General features: G+C 56.7%; 11 protein-coding genes and 2 pseudogenes. 7 read left to right on the top strand and 6 right to left on the bottom strand.

Annotation, left to right across the window (positions count from 1 at the left end; genetic code table 11):
• Window positions 1-1137, bottom strand: coding sequence for a UDP-4-amino-4-deoxy-L-arabinose aminotransferase (gene arnB / locus HA48_RS06165; protein WP_128600246.1), 1137 nt, complete (start codon window positions 1135-1137; stop codon window positions 1-3).
• A gap of 424 nt (window positions 1138-1561) precedes the next feature.
• Between arnB and HA48_RS06160 the strand changes: the two genes are divergently transcribed.
• The 3 genes and pseudogenes from HA48_RS06160 to HA48_RS06150 all read left to right on the top strand — a co-directional run bounded on the left by HA48_RS06160 (window position 1562) and on the right by HA48_RS06150 (window position 5400).
• Window positions 1562-2323: a prepilin peptidase gene (locus HA48_RS06160; RefSeq protein WP_128600245.1), complete on the top strand. Its 762-nt coding sequence runs from the start codon at window positions 1562-1564 to the stop codon at window positions 2321-2323.
• Between the two features lie 213 nt (window positions 2324-2536).
• Entirely contained in the window at window positions 2537-3922 is a 1386-nt protein-coding gene (locus tag HA48_RS06155) for a diaminobutyrate--2-oxoglutarate transaminase (RefSeq protein ID WP_128600244.1), read from the top strand.
• Window positions 3923-3934: 12 nt separating this feature from the next.
• Window positions 3935-5400, top strand: a pseudogene (locus HA48_RS06150) (pyridoxal phosphate-dependent decarboxylase family protein).
• A 107-nt stretch (window positions 5401-5507) separates the two neighbouring features.
• Here the strand turns inward: HA48_RS06150 and HA48_RS06145 are convergent.
• Complete coding sequence (locus tag HA48_RS06145; protein ID WP_128600243.1) at window positions 5508-6419, bottom strand: LysR substrate-binding domain-containing protein; 912 nt, start codon at window positions 6417-6419, stop codon at window positions 5508-5510.
• Between the two features lie 97 nt (window positions 6420-6516).
• Here HA48_RS06145 and HA48_RS06140 point away from each other — a divergent pair, with 97 nt between their 5' ends.
• Window positions 6517-7383, top strand: coding sequence for an aldo/keto reductase family oxidoreductase (locus tag HA48_RS06140; protein ID WP_128600242.1), 867 nt, complete (start codon window positions 6517-6519; stop codon window positions 7381-7383).
• 10 nt (window positions 7384-7393) lie between these two features.
• On the opposite strand, the gene pdxR is transcribed toward HA48_RS06140, so the two are convergent.
• The gene (gene pdxR, locus HA48_RS06135; RefSeq protein ID WP_208613108.1) at window positions 7394-8878 is read right to left on the bottom strand and encodes a MocR-like pyridoxine biosynthesis transcription factor PdxR; all 1485 of its coding nucleotides are present in this window, start codon (window positions 8876-8878) and stop codon (window positions 7394-7396) included.
• A 109-nt stretch (window positions 8879-8987) separates the two neighbouring features.
• Here pdxR and gabT point away from each other — a divergent pair, with 109 nt between their 5' ends.
• Both gabT and gabP read left to right on the top strand, forming a co-directional pair.
• Window positions 8988-10247, top strand: a complete 1260-nt coding sequence (gene gabT, locus HA48_RS06130; protein ID WP_128600241.1) for a 4-aminobutyrate--2-oxoglutarate transaminase — start codon at window positions 8988-8990, stop codon at window positions 10245-10247.
• A 98-nt stretch (window positions 10248-10345) separates the two neighbouring features.
• Window positions 10346-11739: pseudogene (gabP, locus tag HA48_RS06125) on the top strand (GABA permease).
• Window positions 11740-11763: 24 nt separating this feature from the next.
• Here the strand turns inward: gabP and HA48_RS06120 are convergent.
• Window positions 11764-12015, bottom strand: coding sequence for a hypothetical protein (locus HA48_RS06120; RefSeq protein ID WP_244182808.1), 252 nt, complete (start codon window positions 12013-12015; stop codon window positions 11764-11766).
• Window positions 12016-12271: 256 nt separating this feature from the next.
• On the opposite strand from HA48_RS06120, the gene HA48_RS06115 reads away from it, so the two are divergent.
• Window positions 12272-13612 carry a glycoside hydrolase family 10-like protein gene (locus tag HA48_RS06115; RefSeq protein WP_128600239.1) on the top strand — a complete coding sequence of 447 codons (1341 nt, stop codon included), beginning with the start codon at window positions 12272-12274 and terminating at the stop codon, window positions 13610-13612.
• A gap of 38 nt (window positions 13613-13650) precedes the next feature.
• Here the strand turns inward: HA48_RS06115 and HA48_RS06110 are convergent, their stop codons facing one another.
• Entirely contained in the window at window positions 13651-15498 is a 1848-nt protein-coding gene (locus tag HA48_RS06110) for a hypothetical protein (RefSeq protein WP_128600238.1), read from the bottom strand.
• A gap of 338 nt (window positions 15499-15836) precedes the next feature.
• Window positions 15837-17816 carry an autotransporter outer membrane beta-barrel domain-containing protein gene (locus HA48_RS06105; protein WP_128600237.1) on the bottom strand — a complete coding sequence of 660 codons (1980 nt, stop codon included), beginning with the start codon at window positions 17814-17816 and terminating at the stop codon, window positions 15837-15839.
• Window positions 17817-18130 lie beyond the last annotated feature (314 nt).

Below are 18130 nucleotides of genomic sequence, written 5' to 3'. Positions count from 1 at the left end.
TCAGACTCCTGCGATGTGACGAAGCGCATTGATGACGCGGGTGACATCGTTATCGTGCATATCCGGGAACAGCGGTATGGAACAGATACGTTCGCTGTTCCACTCGGTGTTCGGCAGAGAGAGCTGCGGATAGCGCTCACGGTAATATTTGTGGGTATGTGCCGCCCGAAAATGCAGACCGGTGCCGATATCCTGCGCTTTCAGTGCCTCCATCAGCGCATCACGGCTGATACCGCAGGTGGCTTCATCAATGCGAATAATGAACAGGTGCCAGGCATGCTGATGCGCCCACTCGGGTCGGGAGAGCGGCAGAAATGGGGTGTCTGCCAGCGCCCGGAGATAGCGCTCAGCGATGGCGGCGCGGCGCGCATTGATGGCAGGCAGCTTTTGCAGTTGTACCAGCGCAATCGCCGCGCTGATATCCGGCAGGTTATATTTAAAGCCAGGCGCGATCACCTCCGCCTGCGGCTTACGGCCGTGGGTGTGACGATCGTAGGCGTCCACGCCCAGCCCGTGAAACTTCAGGCTGCGCATCCGCTCCGCCAGTGCGGCGTCGTCGGTAACAATCAGGCCGCCCTCTGCGCAGGTCACGTTTTTGATCGCATGAAACGAGAAGATAGCCGTGCCCCGATGGCCGATGTGCTGGCCCTGGTAGTAGCAGCCGGCCGCATGTGCCGCATCCTCGATGATCGGAATCGCATGGCGCTCAGCAACGGTGCGAATCGCCGTGACATCTGCCGGCGCGCCGGCGTAGTGCACCGGAATAATGGCGCGGGTGCGCGGCGTAATGGCAGCCTCAATGAGCTCCGCGGTCACCATCAGATTATCGCGGTCAACGTCCACCATCACCGGCGTGGCACCTAATAGCGTAATGATGTTCAGCGTGGAGACCCACGTCATGGAGGGCGTGATCACTTCATCACCGGGCTGAAGGTTCAGCGCCATCAGCGTGACGTGCATCCCTGCGGTGGCAGAACTGACAGCGATGGCGTGCTGATTGCCGGTTAACTGACAAAACGCCTGTTCCAGCGCAGCATTTTGCGGGCCAGTGGTGATCCAGCCTGAATCAAATACTGCCTTGACGGCCGCCAGCTCTTCCTCACCCAAAGCGGGCCGTGAAAACGGAAGAAAACTCATAAATACACCTTATGATTCAATGCCTGAATATGGCTTATTAATAAGCCAACGTAGCTACAGCGCATTGGCTGCAGAAAAAATACATTTTAACTTATTGTTTAAACACAACTTAAACGCATGGCGCGTCTGCGCTGTTTATTGCTTGCGTCATCAATCTGCAATAAAACATAAACAACCCTGTCTTATTGCGCCGTGAACCAACATACGGCCCGAAACTTAACTGAACATTAAATGGTGCTGGCACTAACGGGCTTTTTTCCCTGTTGTTGAGGATTGGTAGAGAAAGACGAGGCCGCATTAGCGTGTCGTCACGGAAGCTGGCTCTGAAACATTGCTGCAAGTGGCTGCAACTTCACGTTTCGCATCGCGAAGCTGGCTTTCGCGGCGTAGAGTGCTGATGCGCAGAGAGCAGGAGGAGAACAGCATGGAGATCGCAGGGTGGCTGATCGGCAGCATACTGGTGCTGGCGGTCGGCAGTTTCTTAAACGTGGTGATATATCGGCTGCCGCGTCAGATCCTGGGGTTGGCTTCTGCCGGCTCGCTATGGTGGCCCGCTTCCTGCTGTCCGCAGTGTCACATTGCGCTGCGCTGGTACGACAATGTGCCGCTGGTGAGCTGGGTGTGTCTGCGCGGTGCCTGCCGCCGCTGTGGGGAGAGAATCAGTCTGCGCTATCCGCTGATTGAGCTCGGTACTGCGCTCTTGAGCGGCGCACTGGCATGGGCGCTGCCCTACGACCAACTCGTCAATGCGCTGTTGCTGAGCTGGGCGCTGCTGGCGCTCTCTCTGATTGATATTGAGTATCAGCTGCTACCGGATGCCATCACGCAGCCACTGTTATGGCTTGGCCTGTTTCTTACCGCCACGGGCACGCTTAACGGTTCGCTACACGACGCGGTTCTGGGCGTGATTGCCGGCTATGGCTGCCTTACTCTGCTGGCAAAGGGATTTCACTGCCTGCGCGGCTACCCGGGCCTGGGTGCCGGCGATGCTAAATTACTGGCCGCACTGGGTGCCTGGCTGGGCTGGACGGCTTTACCCTTTGTGCTGTTAATCGCCAGCGGTAGCGCTATTTTATACGTTTTAACCTCAGGATTTTGCTGGCATCGCGACCGCTATCAGGCGCTGCCGTTTGGCCCCTGGCTTTCGCTGGCGGGTATAAGTCTTTTTATTCACTCAATTATTTAATAACCCGGACATCTGCCCCGGGTAAAATGGGTGGGCAGTTTCTGTCCAACGCCCTGATTCATAAATAAAAAGAATAAACAATTCTAAACAAAATTAATCATTGTGATGTGAGCCAAAAGGCTCTATATTGGCCGCGTTTTTTTAAGCAACTGATACTTTTTTGTTCAATTAGTCAATCGGCCAGCCATGACGAGCCCCGGTTGAAGGAGAGATATGATGACGGATAAAGTCCGTATTGATACTTTTGGTGCCAACTCATTCAACGGAAACAACGACGCATTCTTAGCCCGTCAGGCTGAGTTTGAATCAAACGTCAGGAGTTACCCGCGTAAGTTGCCTTTAGCGATTGCCAAAGCCAACGGCGTGTGGATTACGGATGTTGAGAATAAGCAATATCTTGACTGTCTGGCTGGCGCAGGGACGCTGGCACTTGGTCATAACCATCCTGATGTTCTGCAGAGCATCCAAAATGTCATTACCAGCGGCTTGCCGTTACATACTCTTGATCTGACAACACCTCTTAAAGATCAATTCTCTGAGTCTCTGCTCTCGCTGCTGCCAGGCCAGGGTAAAGAGTACTGCCTGCAGTTCACCGGTCCTTCCGGTGCTGATGCCGTTGAAGCGGCGCTTAAGCTGGCGAAAAAAGTCACCGGCCGTACTGGCGTGATCAGCTTCTCTGGCGGTTACCACGGCATGACGCACGGTGCGCTCGCTGTCACGGGCAACCTGTCACCAAAAGAAGCCGTCAATGGCATGATGCCTGAAGTACAGTTCATGCCATACCCGCATCAGTACCGTTGCCCGCTGGGCATTGGTGGTGAAGCAGGCGTTAAAGCGCTGACTTACTACTTCGACAACCTGATCAACGACGTTGAGAGCGGCGTGCGTAAACCTGCTGCCGTGATTCTCGAAGCGGTTCAGGGCGAAGGCGGTGTAAACCCGGCACCGGCTGAGTGGCTGCAGCGCATCCGCAAAGTCACGCAGGAGCACGGCATTCTGCTGATTCTGGATGAAGTACAGGCGGGCTTTGCCCGTACCGGTAAATTCTTCGCCTTCGAACACGCGGGCATTGAGCCGGACATCATCGTGATGTCTAAAGCCGTGGGCGGCGGTCTGCCACTGGCTGTTCTGGGTATTAAGAAGCAGTTTGATGCCTGGTCACCTGGCCACCACACCGGTACCTTCCGCGGCAACCAGCTGGCGATGGCGACCGGCCTGGCAACCCTGAAAGTGCTGACCGAGCAAAATATTGCCGGCAAAGTGGCTGAACAGGGCGAATGGCTGAAAGCACAGCTGAACCAGATGGCTAAACGCTTCCCGGTTATCGGTCACGTGCGCGGTCTGGGCATGATGATCGGTATTGAGATCGTTAAACCTGATGAAGCAGCGGATCACATGGGTAGCCTGCCTGCCGACGGCGAGCTCTCTGCCCTGCTGCAGAAGAAGTGCTTCGAAGCAGGTCTGATCCTGGAGCGCGGTGGCCGTCATGGCGCAGTGCTGCGTCTGCTGCCGTCGCTGCTGATCACCAACGATGAGCTGGCTGTATTCCTGGATAAATTTGAGCAGGCGCTGATTGGCGCTGGCGTGAAACCTGTTTGACTGGAAGCGTAAATGTCTGAAGTAAACCCGATTCTGGCCGCCTCTGCACAGAGCATTGAGGCGTACCAGCAGGCGATTGCCCAGAGCAGCGCCGCGGTTGTGCAGTGGCTGCAACAGCCTGAAATGTATCAGGGCAAATCCGTTGCCGAGCTGCGCGAGCGTATTACGCTCGACTTCAATCCAAACGGCCTGGGTAACCAGGCCGCGATTGAACGTGCGATTGAATATTTCCTGAAAGATAGCCTGGCCGTGCATCACCACAGTGTGTGGCGCATCTGCACTGCCCGAGCCTGGTGGTCAGCCAGGCGGCAGAGGTACTGATCAATGCCACGAACCAGAGTATGGATTCGTGGGATCAGAGCCCTTCTGCCACCATCATTGAGATCAAACTGATTGAGTGGCTGCGCTCGCAGGTTGGCTACCCGGCGGGGGACGCTGGCGTATTCACCAGCGGCGGCACGCAGAGCAACCTGATGGGTCTGATGCTGGCGCGTGATGCGTTCTATGCGCGTCAGGGCCACTCTGTACAGCAGCACGGTATCACCGGCGATCTGCGCAAGATCAAAGTGCTGTGCTCTGAAAATGCCCACTTCTCGGTGCAGAAGAACATGGCGCTGCTGGGCCACGGCTATCAGTCTGTGGTGCAGGTGAAGTCAGACAAATTTGCCCGTATGGACGTGAACGATCTGCAGGCTAAACTGGCTCAGGCAGAAGCGAACGGCGAGCAGATTCTGGCTATCGTCGCCACTGCCGGTACCACCGATGCAGGCGCAATCGATCCGCTGCGTGAAATTGCCGGCATTGCGGCAAAACACAATATCTGGGTCCACGTTGACGCAGCCTGGGGCGGCGCACTGCTGCTGTCTGAGAAGTATCGCCACTATCTTGATGGCCTGGAGCTGGTGGATTCCGTTACCCTGGATTTCCACAAGCAGTACTTCCAGACCATCAGCTGCGGCGCATTCCTGCTGAAAGATGAGCGTCACTATGAGCTGATGCGTTATCAGGCGGCCTATCTCAACTCTGAGTTTGACGAAGAGGCGGGCGTACCGAACCTGGTGTCAAAATCACTGCAGACAACGCGCCGTTTCGATGCGCTGAAACTGTGGATGGGTCTGGAAGCACTGGGTCAGAAGCAGTATGCCGCGATCATCGATCACGGTGTCAGCCTGGCGCAGGACGTTGCGGCGTTTGTTGCCGCCGAGCCGCGTCTGGAGCTGGTGATGCAGCCACAGCTGGCAAGCGTGCTGTTCCGCTATCGCCCGGCGCAGCTGACCGATAACGCGCAGGTTGCCCTGTTCAACCAGCGTATCGGTGATGCTCTGCTGGAGTCTGGCCGCGCCAACGTTGGCGTGACCGAGAGTGAAGGTGTGACCTGCCTGAAACTGACGTTGCTGAACCCGACCGTGACGCTGGATGACGTGAAAACGCTGCTGGCGCTGGTTGAGAAGACCGCGAATCAGTTGCTGAACGCCTGATTAGCTGGCGGCCCTCGCGGGTCGCCACCCCGCCTGTTGGGTTAGCAACTTTTTGCGAGCCAACAGGCGCCCCTCACGGAACGCCGTAACGGATAGCTCTTATCCGATTAATTCGCGCGGGCATTCAGCTCGCGCACATAATCCAGAAACGCCTGCAGCGGCGCCGGGATCAACCGACGATCGTTGTAGTAGAGCCATAACCCGGAAAAATGTTGCCACCATTCGGGCAGCACCGGCTGCAGACTGCCGTTATCCAGCGCAGGTTTTAGCCACTCCTCAAACAGATACACGATGCCGGCACCGGCAACCGCAGCGGAAACGGTCAACTCCATCGCCGAACCAATACTACAAATCAGCGGACCCTGTGGCTGCAACCGTACGGTCTCTTCGCCGCGCGTAAACTCCCACTCCGCCACCACACCGGTTGCATAACGGCCATACAAACAGCGATGCTGCATTAGCTCGCGCGGATGCTGCGGAATCCCCTGCGCCGCCAGATATCCCGGTGCCGCAGCGGCGGCAAAACGCTGTACGCGCGGGCCAATCGGCAGCGCGACCATATCCTGCTCCAGGTGATCATCGTAGCGGATACCCGCATCACAGCCCTCGCGGAAAATATCCTGCACGTTACTCTCAGCCACCACCTCCAGCCGGATGTCCGGATAGCGCTGCAAAAAGCCCGGCACAATTGCCGGTAACACCAGCCGCGCGGCGCTTACCGGCACATTTAATCGCAGCGTACCGCCGGGCGTATCCCGGAAGGTATTCAGCGCATCCAGTGCCGCGTCAACCTCGTTCATCGCCGGCAACAGGCGCGTCATCAACACGCGGCCTGCTTCAGTCAGCATCACGGTGCGCGTGGTACGATTAAAGAGCCGTACGCCCAGTTGCTGTTCAGCCCTTCGCACCGCATCACTCAAGCGTGAAGCATTACTGCCGGTCATCCGAGCGGCTTCGCGAAAGCCGCCTGCCTTTGCCACCGCCACAACCGCATGTAGCAACGAGATATCCAGCGCCATTGTTCGCCACTCCGTACAGTCTGTCCTGATTTCAATGGATAGTTGCACAGCGCCAGGGTGATTACAATCTAATCACACAATGGTAAAGGAGGTTCTCATGTCCCATCCAGCAATGACGTTTACGCTTGGCTCTCGCCATGTTGCGCGACTCGGTTACGGTGCCATGCAGTTAGCCGGTCCCGGCGTATTTGGTCCGCCGAAAGATGAAGCGCAGGCAATCCAGGTCCTGCGTGATGCCGTTGCGTCCGGCGTCAATCATATCGACACCAGCGATTTCTATGGGCCCCATATCACCAATCAACTGATCCGCAAAGCCCTGCACCCGTACGCTGACGATCTGGTTATCGTGACCAAAGTCGGGGCCCGGCGTGATGACAAAGGCAACTGGCTGCCTGCCCTTACTCCGGATGAGTTGACCCAAGCGGTTGAAGATAACCTGCGTAACCTTGGCCTTGAGGTGATGAAGGTGGTTAATCTGCGCTCTATGCTGAGCGTACACGGGCCGGTGGAGGGTTCGCTGGAGGCGCAGGTTGAGGCGATGATCAAGCTGAAAGAGCGCGGATTGATCCGGCATATCGGACTGAGTAACGTGACGCTGCAGCAGGTAACAGACGCCCAAAAAATGACGCCGATTGCCTGTGTGCAGAACCACTACAATCTTGCCCACCGTCAGGATGATGCGCTGATTGATCAACTGGCTGCTCAGGGCATTGCCTATGTGCCGTTCTTCCCGCTCGGCGGCTTCTCGCCCCTGCAATCCGCACAGCTTACGCAGGTGGCTGAGGAGCTTAACGCATCGACGTTACAGGTCGCGTTAGCCTGGTTGCTACAGCGCTCTGCCAATATCCTGCTGATTCCCGGCACCTCATCACCGGCACATCTGCAACAGAATCTGGCCAGCCGCATGTTAACCCTGTCGCCGGCGGTGGTGCAGCGTCTGAACGGGATCGGTCAGACGCTGTAAAACCGTGGCCCTAAAGTGCCCCGGATTCGGCCAGGCAGGCTTTCAGGATGCCAAACGCATCCTGGCACTGGCGCTCATCCACGCAGGCGTAGCCCAGCAGCAAGCCGCGCCGCGCCTGCGGATGCATATAGTACTGTGACAGCGGGCGCACCTTAACGCCGCGTTGCAAAGCCAGGGCGGCAATCGCCACATCGTCACTGCCGGCAGGCAGATTAAGCACCAGATGCAGGCCAGCTTCATGATTAACCGCTGGCATAAAAGCCGGACCGAGATAACGCGTAATCAGTCCGGTCATAAAGCGCCGACGCTGGCTATAGAGCTTACGCATGCGGCGAATGTGCGCCATATAGTGGCCCTTCTGGATAAACTCAGCCAGCGCGCGCTGAACCAGCAGATGTCCGCCGCGGTAGAGTTCGGCGGCCGCGATGCGCAGCGGTTGCGCCAGCGCTTTCGGCACCACCAGATAGCCCAGCCGCAGCGCCGGGTAGAGCGTTTTACTGAAGGTGCCCATATAGATAACCGGCGCGTCAGGCTCAAACCCTTGTAGCGAGGGAAAGGGCTGGCCTGAAAAACGGAACTCACTGTCATAGTCATCCTCCACCAGCCAGCTTTTATGCTTGCGCGCCAGATCCAAAAGCTGTTTACGCCGCTCCAGGCTGAGATGAACGCCGAGTGGATACTGATGTGACGGCGTCACAAATATCATTTTCGGCGCTCTGCTGCGCGGCGCTAAATCCGGAATAATGCCCTGTTCATCCACGGCTTTGGCCTGGATTTTTAGCCCGTTGATGCGTAGCAGGTTGCGCGTCCCCCAGTAGCCTGGCTCTTCAATCCACACGGTGTCGCCAGCATCACACAGTACGCGTGTAACCAGGTCGACCGCCTGATGCACCCCTTCGGTGATGATGATCTGTTCCGCATCCGCGCGGACTGAACGCGCCACGCTGAGATACTCCGCCAGCGCCTGCCTCAGCTGCGGGCATCCGCCATTGTTGCTGTAGATCAGGCGCTCAATGTCCGGCTCGCGGTTCAGGCGTGACTGAATCTGACTAAACAGCTTATGGGGAAATTCGCGCACATCAGGTGCACCCGGTACAAACGCGCCCCACTGGTAGGGTGAGGCATTGGCATGGCCAAGCAGACTTGCGCCGCGTTTTGAGAGGGCCGCCGGCGGGCTCGTGGAGGGCTGAACGGTGGCGGCAGTGCGCGGGCTCTGCAAACAGCCTTCGGGCAGCGCCTCTGCAATCCAGGTACCGCTGCCGGTGCGTGCGTTGACATAGCCCTGCGCCATCAGGTTTTCATAGACGTTAAGGACCGTATTGCGGGATACCGCAAGTTCTCGTGCCAGGTCTCGCGTGGCTGGCAGACGCGAGCCGCGCGGAAAAATCCCCTCAGCAATTGCACCTTGCATACAGTGCAGTAATCGCTGTTGCAAGGTGCCTTCAGCGACAAACTGCATACGTTCTAATACATGATCGGCGTATAAACTCCGCAATTGGCTCCATCCTTTTCCATGAAATTGGCTCTGGCAACAACGGCCAGTGCAGGCATAAATAAGCGTGTTTGTCGTGTTTTGTAAAGACGCTTATCGCTAAGGAAAGGTTATGGAAGGTAAAAACAGTCAGCTGCAGCAACGTAAAGATGATGCCCTGCCGCGCGGTACCGGCAACCTGTGTCAGTGGTATGTTGAGCAGGCAGAGAACGCCACGCTGCGTGACGTTGAGGGCAATAGCTGGATTGATTTTGCAGGCGGCATCGCCGTGCTGAACACGGGTCATCGTCACCCGCGTATCGTGCAAGCCATTGCGCATCAGTTAGAAAAATTTACCCATACCGCCTTCCAGGTGACGCCGTATGAGAGCTACGTTGCACTGGCGGAGCGCATCAATCAGCGCGTGCCAATTGCAGGCAAAGCCAAAACCGCCTTCTTCAGTACCGGCGCGGAAGCGGTGGAGAATGCCGTAAAGGTAGCGCGCGCAGCTACTCGCCGTCACGGCATCATCACCTTTGGCAACGCTTTCCATGGACGCACCTTCATGACCATGGCGATGACCGGCAAAGTGGCCCCTTATAAGCGTGACTTTGGTCCCATGCCGGCCTCGGTGTTCCATGCCCGCTATCCAAATAGCGTGAGCGGTATCAGCATTGATGACGCTCTCGCCAGCCTCGACGACATCTTCACGCAGGATATCGCCCCGCAGGATGTGGCGGCAATTGTGCTGGAACCGGTACAGGGCGAAGGCGGATTTCATATCGCCCCGGCGGAATTCTTCACGCGGCTGCGCGCGCTGGCCGATCGGCACGGCATTTTACTGATTGCCGATGAGGTCCAAACCGGTTTTGGCCGCACCGGTAAGCTGTTCGCGATGGAGCACTACGCGGTAAAAGCGGATCTGATCACCATGGCGAAAAGCCTGGCGGGCGGGATGCCGCTGTCGGCGGTCAGTGGCCGCGCTGAAATTATGGATGCGCCCGGTCCCGGCGGCCTTGGTGGCACCTATGCCGGTAATCCGTTATCCATTGCCGCTGCACACGCAGTACTGGATGTTATCGACGAAGAGAAGCTGTGTGAGCGCTCAGCGCAGCTGGGTGCGCAGCTGAATACCTTTCTGCAGCAAGCCCGCGCCCACAACAGCGCCATTACCGATGTGCGCGCGCTCGGCTCCATGGTTGCCGTGGAGTTCAGCGATGCACAAAGCGCGCAAACGCTTCAGCAGCAGGCTATGCAGCGTGGGCTGCTCCTGCTCACCTGCGGTCCGCAGGGCAATGTGATCCGTTTCCTCTACCCGCTCACCATTCCTGATGCGCAGTTCCGTCAGGCGCTGGACATCCTCGGCAGCCTGCTAAGCCAGCCGCAGGCCTGACGCATAACCTGTTCCTGCCTGCACGCCGCAGGCAGGCATTTCACTTTGATCTCAGGCCGCGCCGGGCGCCGCCTGAGAGACGATGGGGAGATTTACTGATGAGTGCTCAAAATGCTGATGTCCTGGCACAAGGCCTGAAGCCCCGCCATGTGCGTATGCTATCTATTGCGGGCGTGATTGGTGCAGGCCTGTTTGTCGGCTCCGGCCATGCCATTGCCGAAGCGGGTCCGGCGGTGCTGCTGGCCTATATCGCTGCGGGAACGCTGGTGGTACTGATTATGCGCATGCTGGCGGAGATGGCCGTTGCCTCACCTGACTCCGGCTCCTTCTCAACCTACGCGGATAAATCCCTGGGGCGCTGGGCCGGTTTTACCATCGGCTGGCTCTACTGGTGGTTCTGGGTGCTGGTGATCCCCCTGGAAGCTAACGCCGCCGGCACCATTTTGCACTCATGGTTCCCCGGCGTCGCCGTCTGGCAGTACACGCTGGCGATTACCGCATTTCTCACCATTAGTAATCTGTTCAGCGTGAAAAATTACGGTGAATTTGAGTTCTGGTTTGCCCTGCTCAAGGTGGTGGCGATCGTGGCTTTCCTGGTGGTCGGTAGCCTGGCGCTGTTTGGCCTTTTGCCGGGTAGCAGCACACAGGGCATTTCGCATCTTTATGATACCCATGCTTTATGCCTAACGGTATCAGCGCCGTACTGGCTGCCATCCTCACCACCATGTTCTCCTTTATGGGGACTGAAATCGTCACGATTGCCGCCGCGGAGTCGAGCGAACCGAAAAAGCAGATTACCCAGGCGACCAACTCCGTCATCTGGCGTATCGCCCTGTTTTATCTGTTATCGATTTTTCTGGTGGTCGCGCTGGTGCCATGGAACACGCCATCGTTACGCGGCGCCGGCTCGTATCAGACGGCGATGGAGATGATGAACCTGCCGTACGCCCGTCAGATTGTCGATGTGGTGGTATTGATTGCCGTGTGCAGCTGTCTTAACTCCGCGCTGTATACCGCATCGCGTATGATCTACTCGCTTTCGCGCCGTCACGATGCGCCGGCAGCTGTTTCACGCACCACGCGCAGCGGCACGCCGTGGGTAGCAGTGCTCTTCTCAACCGCCGCCGCCTTTGTCGCCGTTATCGCCAACTACCTGGCGCCCGACGCGGTATTCGCGTTCCTGCTGGCCAGTTCAGGCGCGATTGCCATGCTGGTCTATCTGGTGATTGCCGCATCGCACCTGGTGCTGCGTAAGAAGCGCGAAGCGCGTGGCGAAACGCTGACATACCGCATGTGGCTGTTTCCCGGCCTGACCTGGGCGACAATCATCTTTATTATTGGCGTGCTGACCTCAATGCTGTTCAATGCGCAGCACCGCGCAGAGATTGTTGCTACCGGGTTACTGACGCTGCTGGTGCTGGTTGCCAGTCAGGTGGTGCAGCGCAAACGTACGGCGCGTAAAACGGCCGCTATCGTGGCGCTACGCTCCTGATCGCTCGGGCATGGATGCCCTGCGTTACTGCACATCAATGCTGATTGCTTCCTGCTCAACGTCAACGGTAATAGTGCAGTGCGTCCATACCGGCTGGCCTTGAGTCATGTCATTATCAACAAAGTATTGCTGAAACGCTTTTAATGCCACGGTCAAATCGCCAATCGCGCGCGCGTCCGGTTCGAACCAGTCCGGCTCACCCTTTTCATCAATATAATCAAACTGATATTGTCCGCCATCCTCATCTGCAAACAGCTCCGCTTGCACGATTAACATACGCGCACCGTCTGGCCCGCAGCTAAAGATGATTTGCGCGATGCGCCGGTAGAGATCTTCATATTGCATAGTGACTAAATTCCCAGGTAAAGCGTTCAGAGCGGTTGCGATGTTGCGTTATGGTCGGCTAGCTAACCCGCACGCTGTTACATTTTACAGTAAAATCAATATGTCCTGCAGCAGTGATGCCGTGCTTTCAGATTGACTTTGCCTCGCATGATAAGAGAATGAACGCCTCAGAACAGTAAATTGAAAAATGGAGTTTACCATAGCCTGTTCACAACGCTTTTCTGCCGCTGCGACCGGCAAACGCCTGGCGCCGCTGCTTGCAGCCGCCTTGTTGCTGGTGAGCTGCGCCTCTGAACCGCCCAGGTCGCTGGTCACGCCGCTGCCGCCGGTCGCGAAGCCGCCCGTCGCTGCAAAACCGGTCAACAGCGACCAGCCGGTGCGCGGCGTATGGCTGACGACGGTATCCCGTCTGGACTGGCCGCCCATCGCTTCGGTCAACGCCAGCCCGGCCACGCGTATCAGCATGCAGCAGCGCGCCCTCACGGATAAGCTCGATAATTTAAAACGTCTTGGCATCAATACGGTGTTTTTCCAGGTGAAGCCGGACGGTACTGCGCTGTGGCAATCAACAATTCTGCCGTGGTCCGATACGCTGACCGGACGCATTGGTGAGTATCCCGGCTACGATCCGCTGCGATTTATGCTGGACGAAGCCCACAAGCGCGGCATGCGCGTGCATGCATGGTTTAATCCCTATCGCGTCTCAACCAACATCAAGCCTGCGACCGTTACCGAGCTAAATAATACGCTGTCGCTGCATCCGGCCAGCGTCTATGTACTGCATCGCGACTGGATTCGCACCGCCAGCGATCGCTTTGTGCTTGATCCCGGCATCCCTGCGGCTCGTGACTGGATCACCAGCATCGTCGCGGAGGTGGTGTCGCACTATGATGTGGATGGCGTGCAGTTTGATGACTACTTCTATACGGAGACCGCCAGTTCGCGCCTTAATGACAGCGCCACGTTCCGCCAGTATGGTCATGGGTTTGCCACTAAAGCCGACTGGCGACGTCATAATACGCAGCAGCTGATTGAGCAGGTCTCCCGGACCATCAAACAGCTCAAGCCCGAGGTCGCGTTTGGCGTCAGCCCGGCCGGCGTCTGGCGTAACCTGTCACACGATCCTGCGGGTTCCGATACGCGCGGCGCCGCTGCCTATGATGAAGCCTATGCCGATACGCGCCGCTGGGTGCAGATGGGCCTGCTGGATTACATCGCGCCACAGCTCTACTGGCCCTTTGCCCGCCAGGCTGCCCGCTATGATGTGCTGGCAAACTGGTGGGCAAATGTGGTGAAGCCGACGCGCACGCAACTCTATATTGGCGTCGCGCTGTACAAAGTAGGCGAAGCGGCCAAAAATGAGCCGGACTGGACCGTCAATGGCGGCGTGCCAGAGCTGAAGCGGCAACTCGATCTGAATGCGACGCTGCCGCAAATAAACGGCACTATTCTGTTTCGCGAGAACTACCTCAATCAGCCACAAACTCAGCAAGCAGTTGATTATCTCCGCCAGCGCTGGGGCGAGTGACTGATGCGCCAGTGACAGCCGTCACTGGCGCATTTTTTTTATTCAGTCGGCCCGTCGGCATCGTGCAACTCAATACTGTGTGGATTGCCGTTGACCCGCACTTTAATAAATTTGCGCGTCACGTTATTTATCTTTTTAGTGAAATAAGCGCCGCGCAGTAACAGCTCCTTATTGTCGTTGTAGCCAAATCCCACCTCGCGATTACCTACCCAGTGTTGTTCAAAGGCAACCACCGGCGCGGCTTCCACACGGGCGGCCTCCTCTTCTGAGCAGCTGGTGAAACTTTTGCGAAAAATAAAACACTGCCCCGATAAGTAGCGGTCTTTGCTATTGGTCTCTACCAGCGCAATCGAGTAGCCCGTATAGGCGGCAATTTTTATATAGAGTTTTGTGTGTGCCCCTTTTCCCTCAATATGCACCTTAACCACCGGGCAAGAGCCTTCGCCATACCAGCTGCCAAGCGTGCTGGCATTATTACGGGCCTGCAGATAGATGTGCGCCACCCCTTCCGGCGTTCGCGCGCTGTAATCCCGCTGGGTTTCGCTTTGCGATGAAAATTGCGCAGAGCCAACGATACGCACATGGATCTGCGAATTGGCATTAGAGAAATTAAATTCACCAACGTAGAACCATTTCGCACTGGCTGACGACTGATTATCCATATGGTGCTGCGATGTCACAAAGTCGTAATTGAGCGAACCCTGGATAACAGCGCCTAAATCGGAGATCTCCATTACGCCACGATCGCCTTCGGCCAGAAGCGCCCAGGGTTCGATGCCCTCTTTACTGAAATCAAAACCGGCGCTGTCGCGATGTACGCTCTTCTGGATAATCATGGCGCGACAGTAGCCCATCTTCATGGGTTGCTGCGTCGATTCGATCACCAGCCCTTCAATCGTCCACTGCCCATTGGTGAGATCGCCGGCAAACTCTGAGTGTTCAATCCAGCCGTTACGAATAAAGGATTGCGTACAGCGCGGCAAATCAAACACTGGCTCTTTCGTGCTGCGTTGTAAATTGAAATTCGAGAGTTCAATGGCGGTTGAGTGATCCCACGCGCCTCTCTCCCGATCGGACCAGCGCGCATAAATAATGCTGCCCTGGCAGCCACGCGAATAGAACTGATCTATTTTGCAGTCCAGCGTATCAATCAGCTCCAGGGCGCGGCCGCCCAGATAGCGGAACTCCATGCTGCTGACGCGCAGAAACTGTCCGCCAATAATGCTGTTGGTAAAGAAACCTACGTTGTTGAATGCCGTGCCGCCATCTTCGCCGCTGTTTGAACTCATCCCTTTTACGACAAATCCGGATATTTCTACGTAGCGTGCCTTTACCTTAAAGAAGTGACTTTTTCGTGGTTTGGGTCCCCAGTTAAATTTCAGCGTCGTCGTAGGAAAATAGCCAAAGTTGACTGGCGCACCGGAGATTTTAAAGCGGTTAATCTCTCCATCATTGCCGCGCACTTCCGCCTGATCAAAACCCGATAAGCTGAACTCGCCGGCTGGAAAGCGGATACCCGCAGAAGGTAAAACGCGCTGGGACCATTTATACATGCGGATGACCGCATCAATACAATCCGTTTCTCCATCGGCAACGGCACCAAAATCCACCACCGTCACCGAGCTGTAATCCAGTACCACCCGCTTCCAGCGCCTCTTCCCTGGCGTAACAAACGTCAGTCCACCATCTTCAGGTGTAGTGGTGTCCGTGCCGTCATACACAAATACTCCGCCGCCCATGCGGGTATTTTTACTGTACTCCAGCACAGTGGCTAACTCACCAATGGAGGTCGGCTCGTGTTTGCGCAGATCGTCTATGGTACGTAACTGAATTACCACGCTATTTTCTGTAGGTGTAATGCCGGTATTAACTGACGTATTTGTCATGGTGTACCCCATAGTGAAGGAAGAAATACTGCGAAGCGCTTTCAGTATAAGTCATTGAAAATTAATGCATCTCTTCGTGCCGCGCTAAATAACACCCTTATTAAGCGTGACCTTATTTTCTTCTCAGCAAGATTATGATTCCGAAAATAAAGCGAAGCGGTACTGACTCTGATTTACAGAATTTTCGCAGCAAATTTATATATTGCCCCGGCACGAAGCGTGGAGTGAGTTTGATTTAAGGCGCGTTGATTGCTTATCAATGTGAATATGTCGTGCAGAGGAGCAGTAAGGATGACAGACCCGTCTGCCCGGTACGGAACAGACGGGTACAGGTACGCTTAAAAGAGAGCGTTGATGCCAACGTTCCATGAGACCTGGTGATATTCGCTGTTACCGCCCACGGCTGATACGCCGGCAAAAGCGTTGACGGTTTGCCCCAGCGGAACGCTCGCGCCCACCGACATATCCAGCCAGTTTTTATCTCCCGCCGTAACCGTACGTGCAAAAGAGGTTTGCGTTGATTTGAGTCCGCCACGCAGCGAATTGTCACTATCACCAAACTGATGGTTATAGCTGACCTGCGCCCAGGGATTCACCGGCCACTGTTTGGTATCAATACGCCAGCCAAGCACGCCAATTTGTGAATGCAGGGTTTGATCGGAGAAGCGCATGCTGGTGCTGCTGTCACCGTTTTCGCTATAGCCCCCTACCCGCACATAATCCAGCGCATAGCTGGCAACCGGGCCGGTTGAAAGATGGGTGCCCAGCGGGATATCCCAGCCGGTTTGTACCTTTAATCCCAGTAACTTGCCGCTGGTGCTGCCCTGCTCAACCCGCGTAGCCGGCCCGATGGTGATTTTGCGCTCAATACTATCGAAATCGAGATCGGCATAGTGCAGATCGGTGTTGATCCAGCCCTGATCCCCCAGGGTCAGCTGGCTATAGAGCGCCAGCAGATTGCCGCGCAGTTTGTAATCGTAACGGGACGAGGGAGTTTGCCGCTGATCGCTGTTCGCAAACAGCACGCCTGCCTGCCAGTTATCCGTCAGCTGATAACCGACACCGAGCGTAAGATTGGCGCTGGTGGCATCACCGTTGTATAAGCTATCCCCCTGATAATCAACATGCTGTCCGGCATAGCCGCCAAATACGCTGACCTGACCGGCGCGGCCAGGTTGCTGGCGCTGCTGTTGCAGATGGCCCTCCAGCGTCGTTTGCATCCCCCGCGATAACATCAGCGGCGCACGCGCCAGCGCGCCCACCTGTGCCGGCGCATCCAGGATCGACTGAATGTAGTCCGCGATCATTGCATGTACTGCCGGGCTGGGGTGCAGCCGATCGGCAAACAGATACGCCTGCGCGGTCGTGAAACCGGGCATAGAGGAGGTACATTCTGCTGCGGATGTTCCCACCGGGCAGGCCATACCGATGGTATTGCTTAAACCGTAGCGCTGCGGATCGGCGATAACTTCGTTAAACAGACCGGCGATATCTGCCCGTACGATATTTCCGTTCAGCGCCACCAGCCCGGCTTCCTCCTGCTGGTTATAGCCCTCAGACAGTGCGGTCACCTGCTCGCTCAGCACCTGCCACGCACTAAACAGCTGCTGCGCCAGCGCCTCACGAACTGCAGGTATCGACGAAATTTGCCCGGCCGCCTGGTCAAATGCCTGCTGCACCGCCTGCTGTCGCGTGGCCAAATCAGGCGTAGCGGTCGTGTCCAGTGAGGCGAAGGCCGCCACCAGTGCGGATTGCGCGGCTGGGCCGAGCACGCTCAGTACCGCCTGCACCATAAAAGGTGTCGAACCCAACTGTGGCACGTTTGGCACGATCACCGTGCCCGCACCGGCGTCAAGCAGGGTTTTTACCTGCGAAACCGCCGCCGTGGCGCTGGTGCGGATACTTTCACGCGCGGTAAGCGGGTTGGTGACGGCGGCGGCAATATCGTTTGCCCCGACCCAGTGGATGTACAGGCCATTGCTGTCAGCACGCCCGCCGTTCGACTGTAGCCAGGCGGCCAGCTGATCCTGCGTATTCAGATCGGGATCGATCTGCGGCAGCGTAACGCCGCCGCCCTGCGCATAGTTGCTGCCGCCCTGTGACGAAGCCTGCAGATTTTGCCCAAGATGGGCGGCAAGGATCTCATCATAGAGCGGATGCTGCGCGCCATCCCAGGTGTAACGACCAACGTTGCCGCCATCGCTCAGGCTATCACCAAATACGGTCAGGCTATCCCAGGCCCGGGCGGTTATCGGCAGGCAGAAGCTGGTTAAGGAAACAAGCGCAACGGCAGTCAGCGCCCTGTTTGGCTGGTTCATTCTCTAATCCCCAAATTGCCAGCGTGAATCTCTGGCAGCAAAAGATGGCTTGCGCTTTGGTTTGCAGCAGCACAAGGCGAAGGTCCGCTAACTCGCGGAAAGCAAAGTGATTACAAGGACGTTTAAGGTGTAGTCAGGAAGCGAAGGCTTTACCAGCCTGCCAGCCTGAAATTGCGAGCGCGATCCAGCAGGCAGGTGCGATGTTTCAGATCGTTGGATATGTTGTTCACTCTTCAGCAATACACATTGTCGGACACCCGCGGTTTTCATCCTCCCCTTTATGCCAGGCAACCTGCTCGCTTTCTGCCCAACAC

The organism is Pantoea wallisii (assembly GCF_002095485.1).
Classification (GTDB): Bacteria; Pseudomonadota; Gammaproteobacteria; order Enterobacterales; family Enterobacteriaceae; genus Pantoea; species Pantoea wallisii.
Note: the sequence above shows the minus strand (reverse complement) of the source record. Positions and strands in the feature narration are given on the sequence as shown.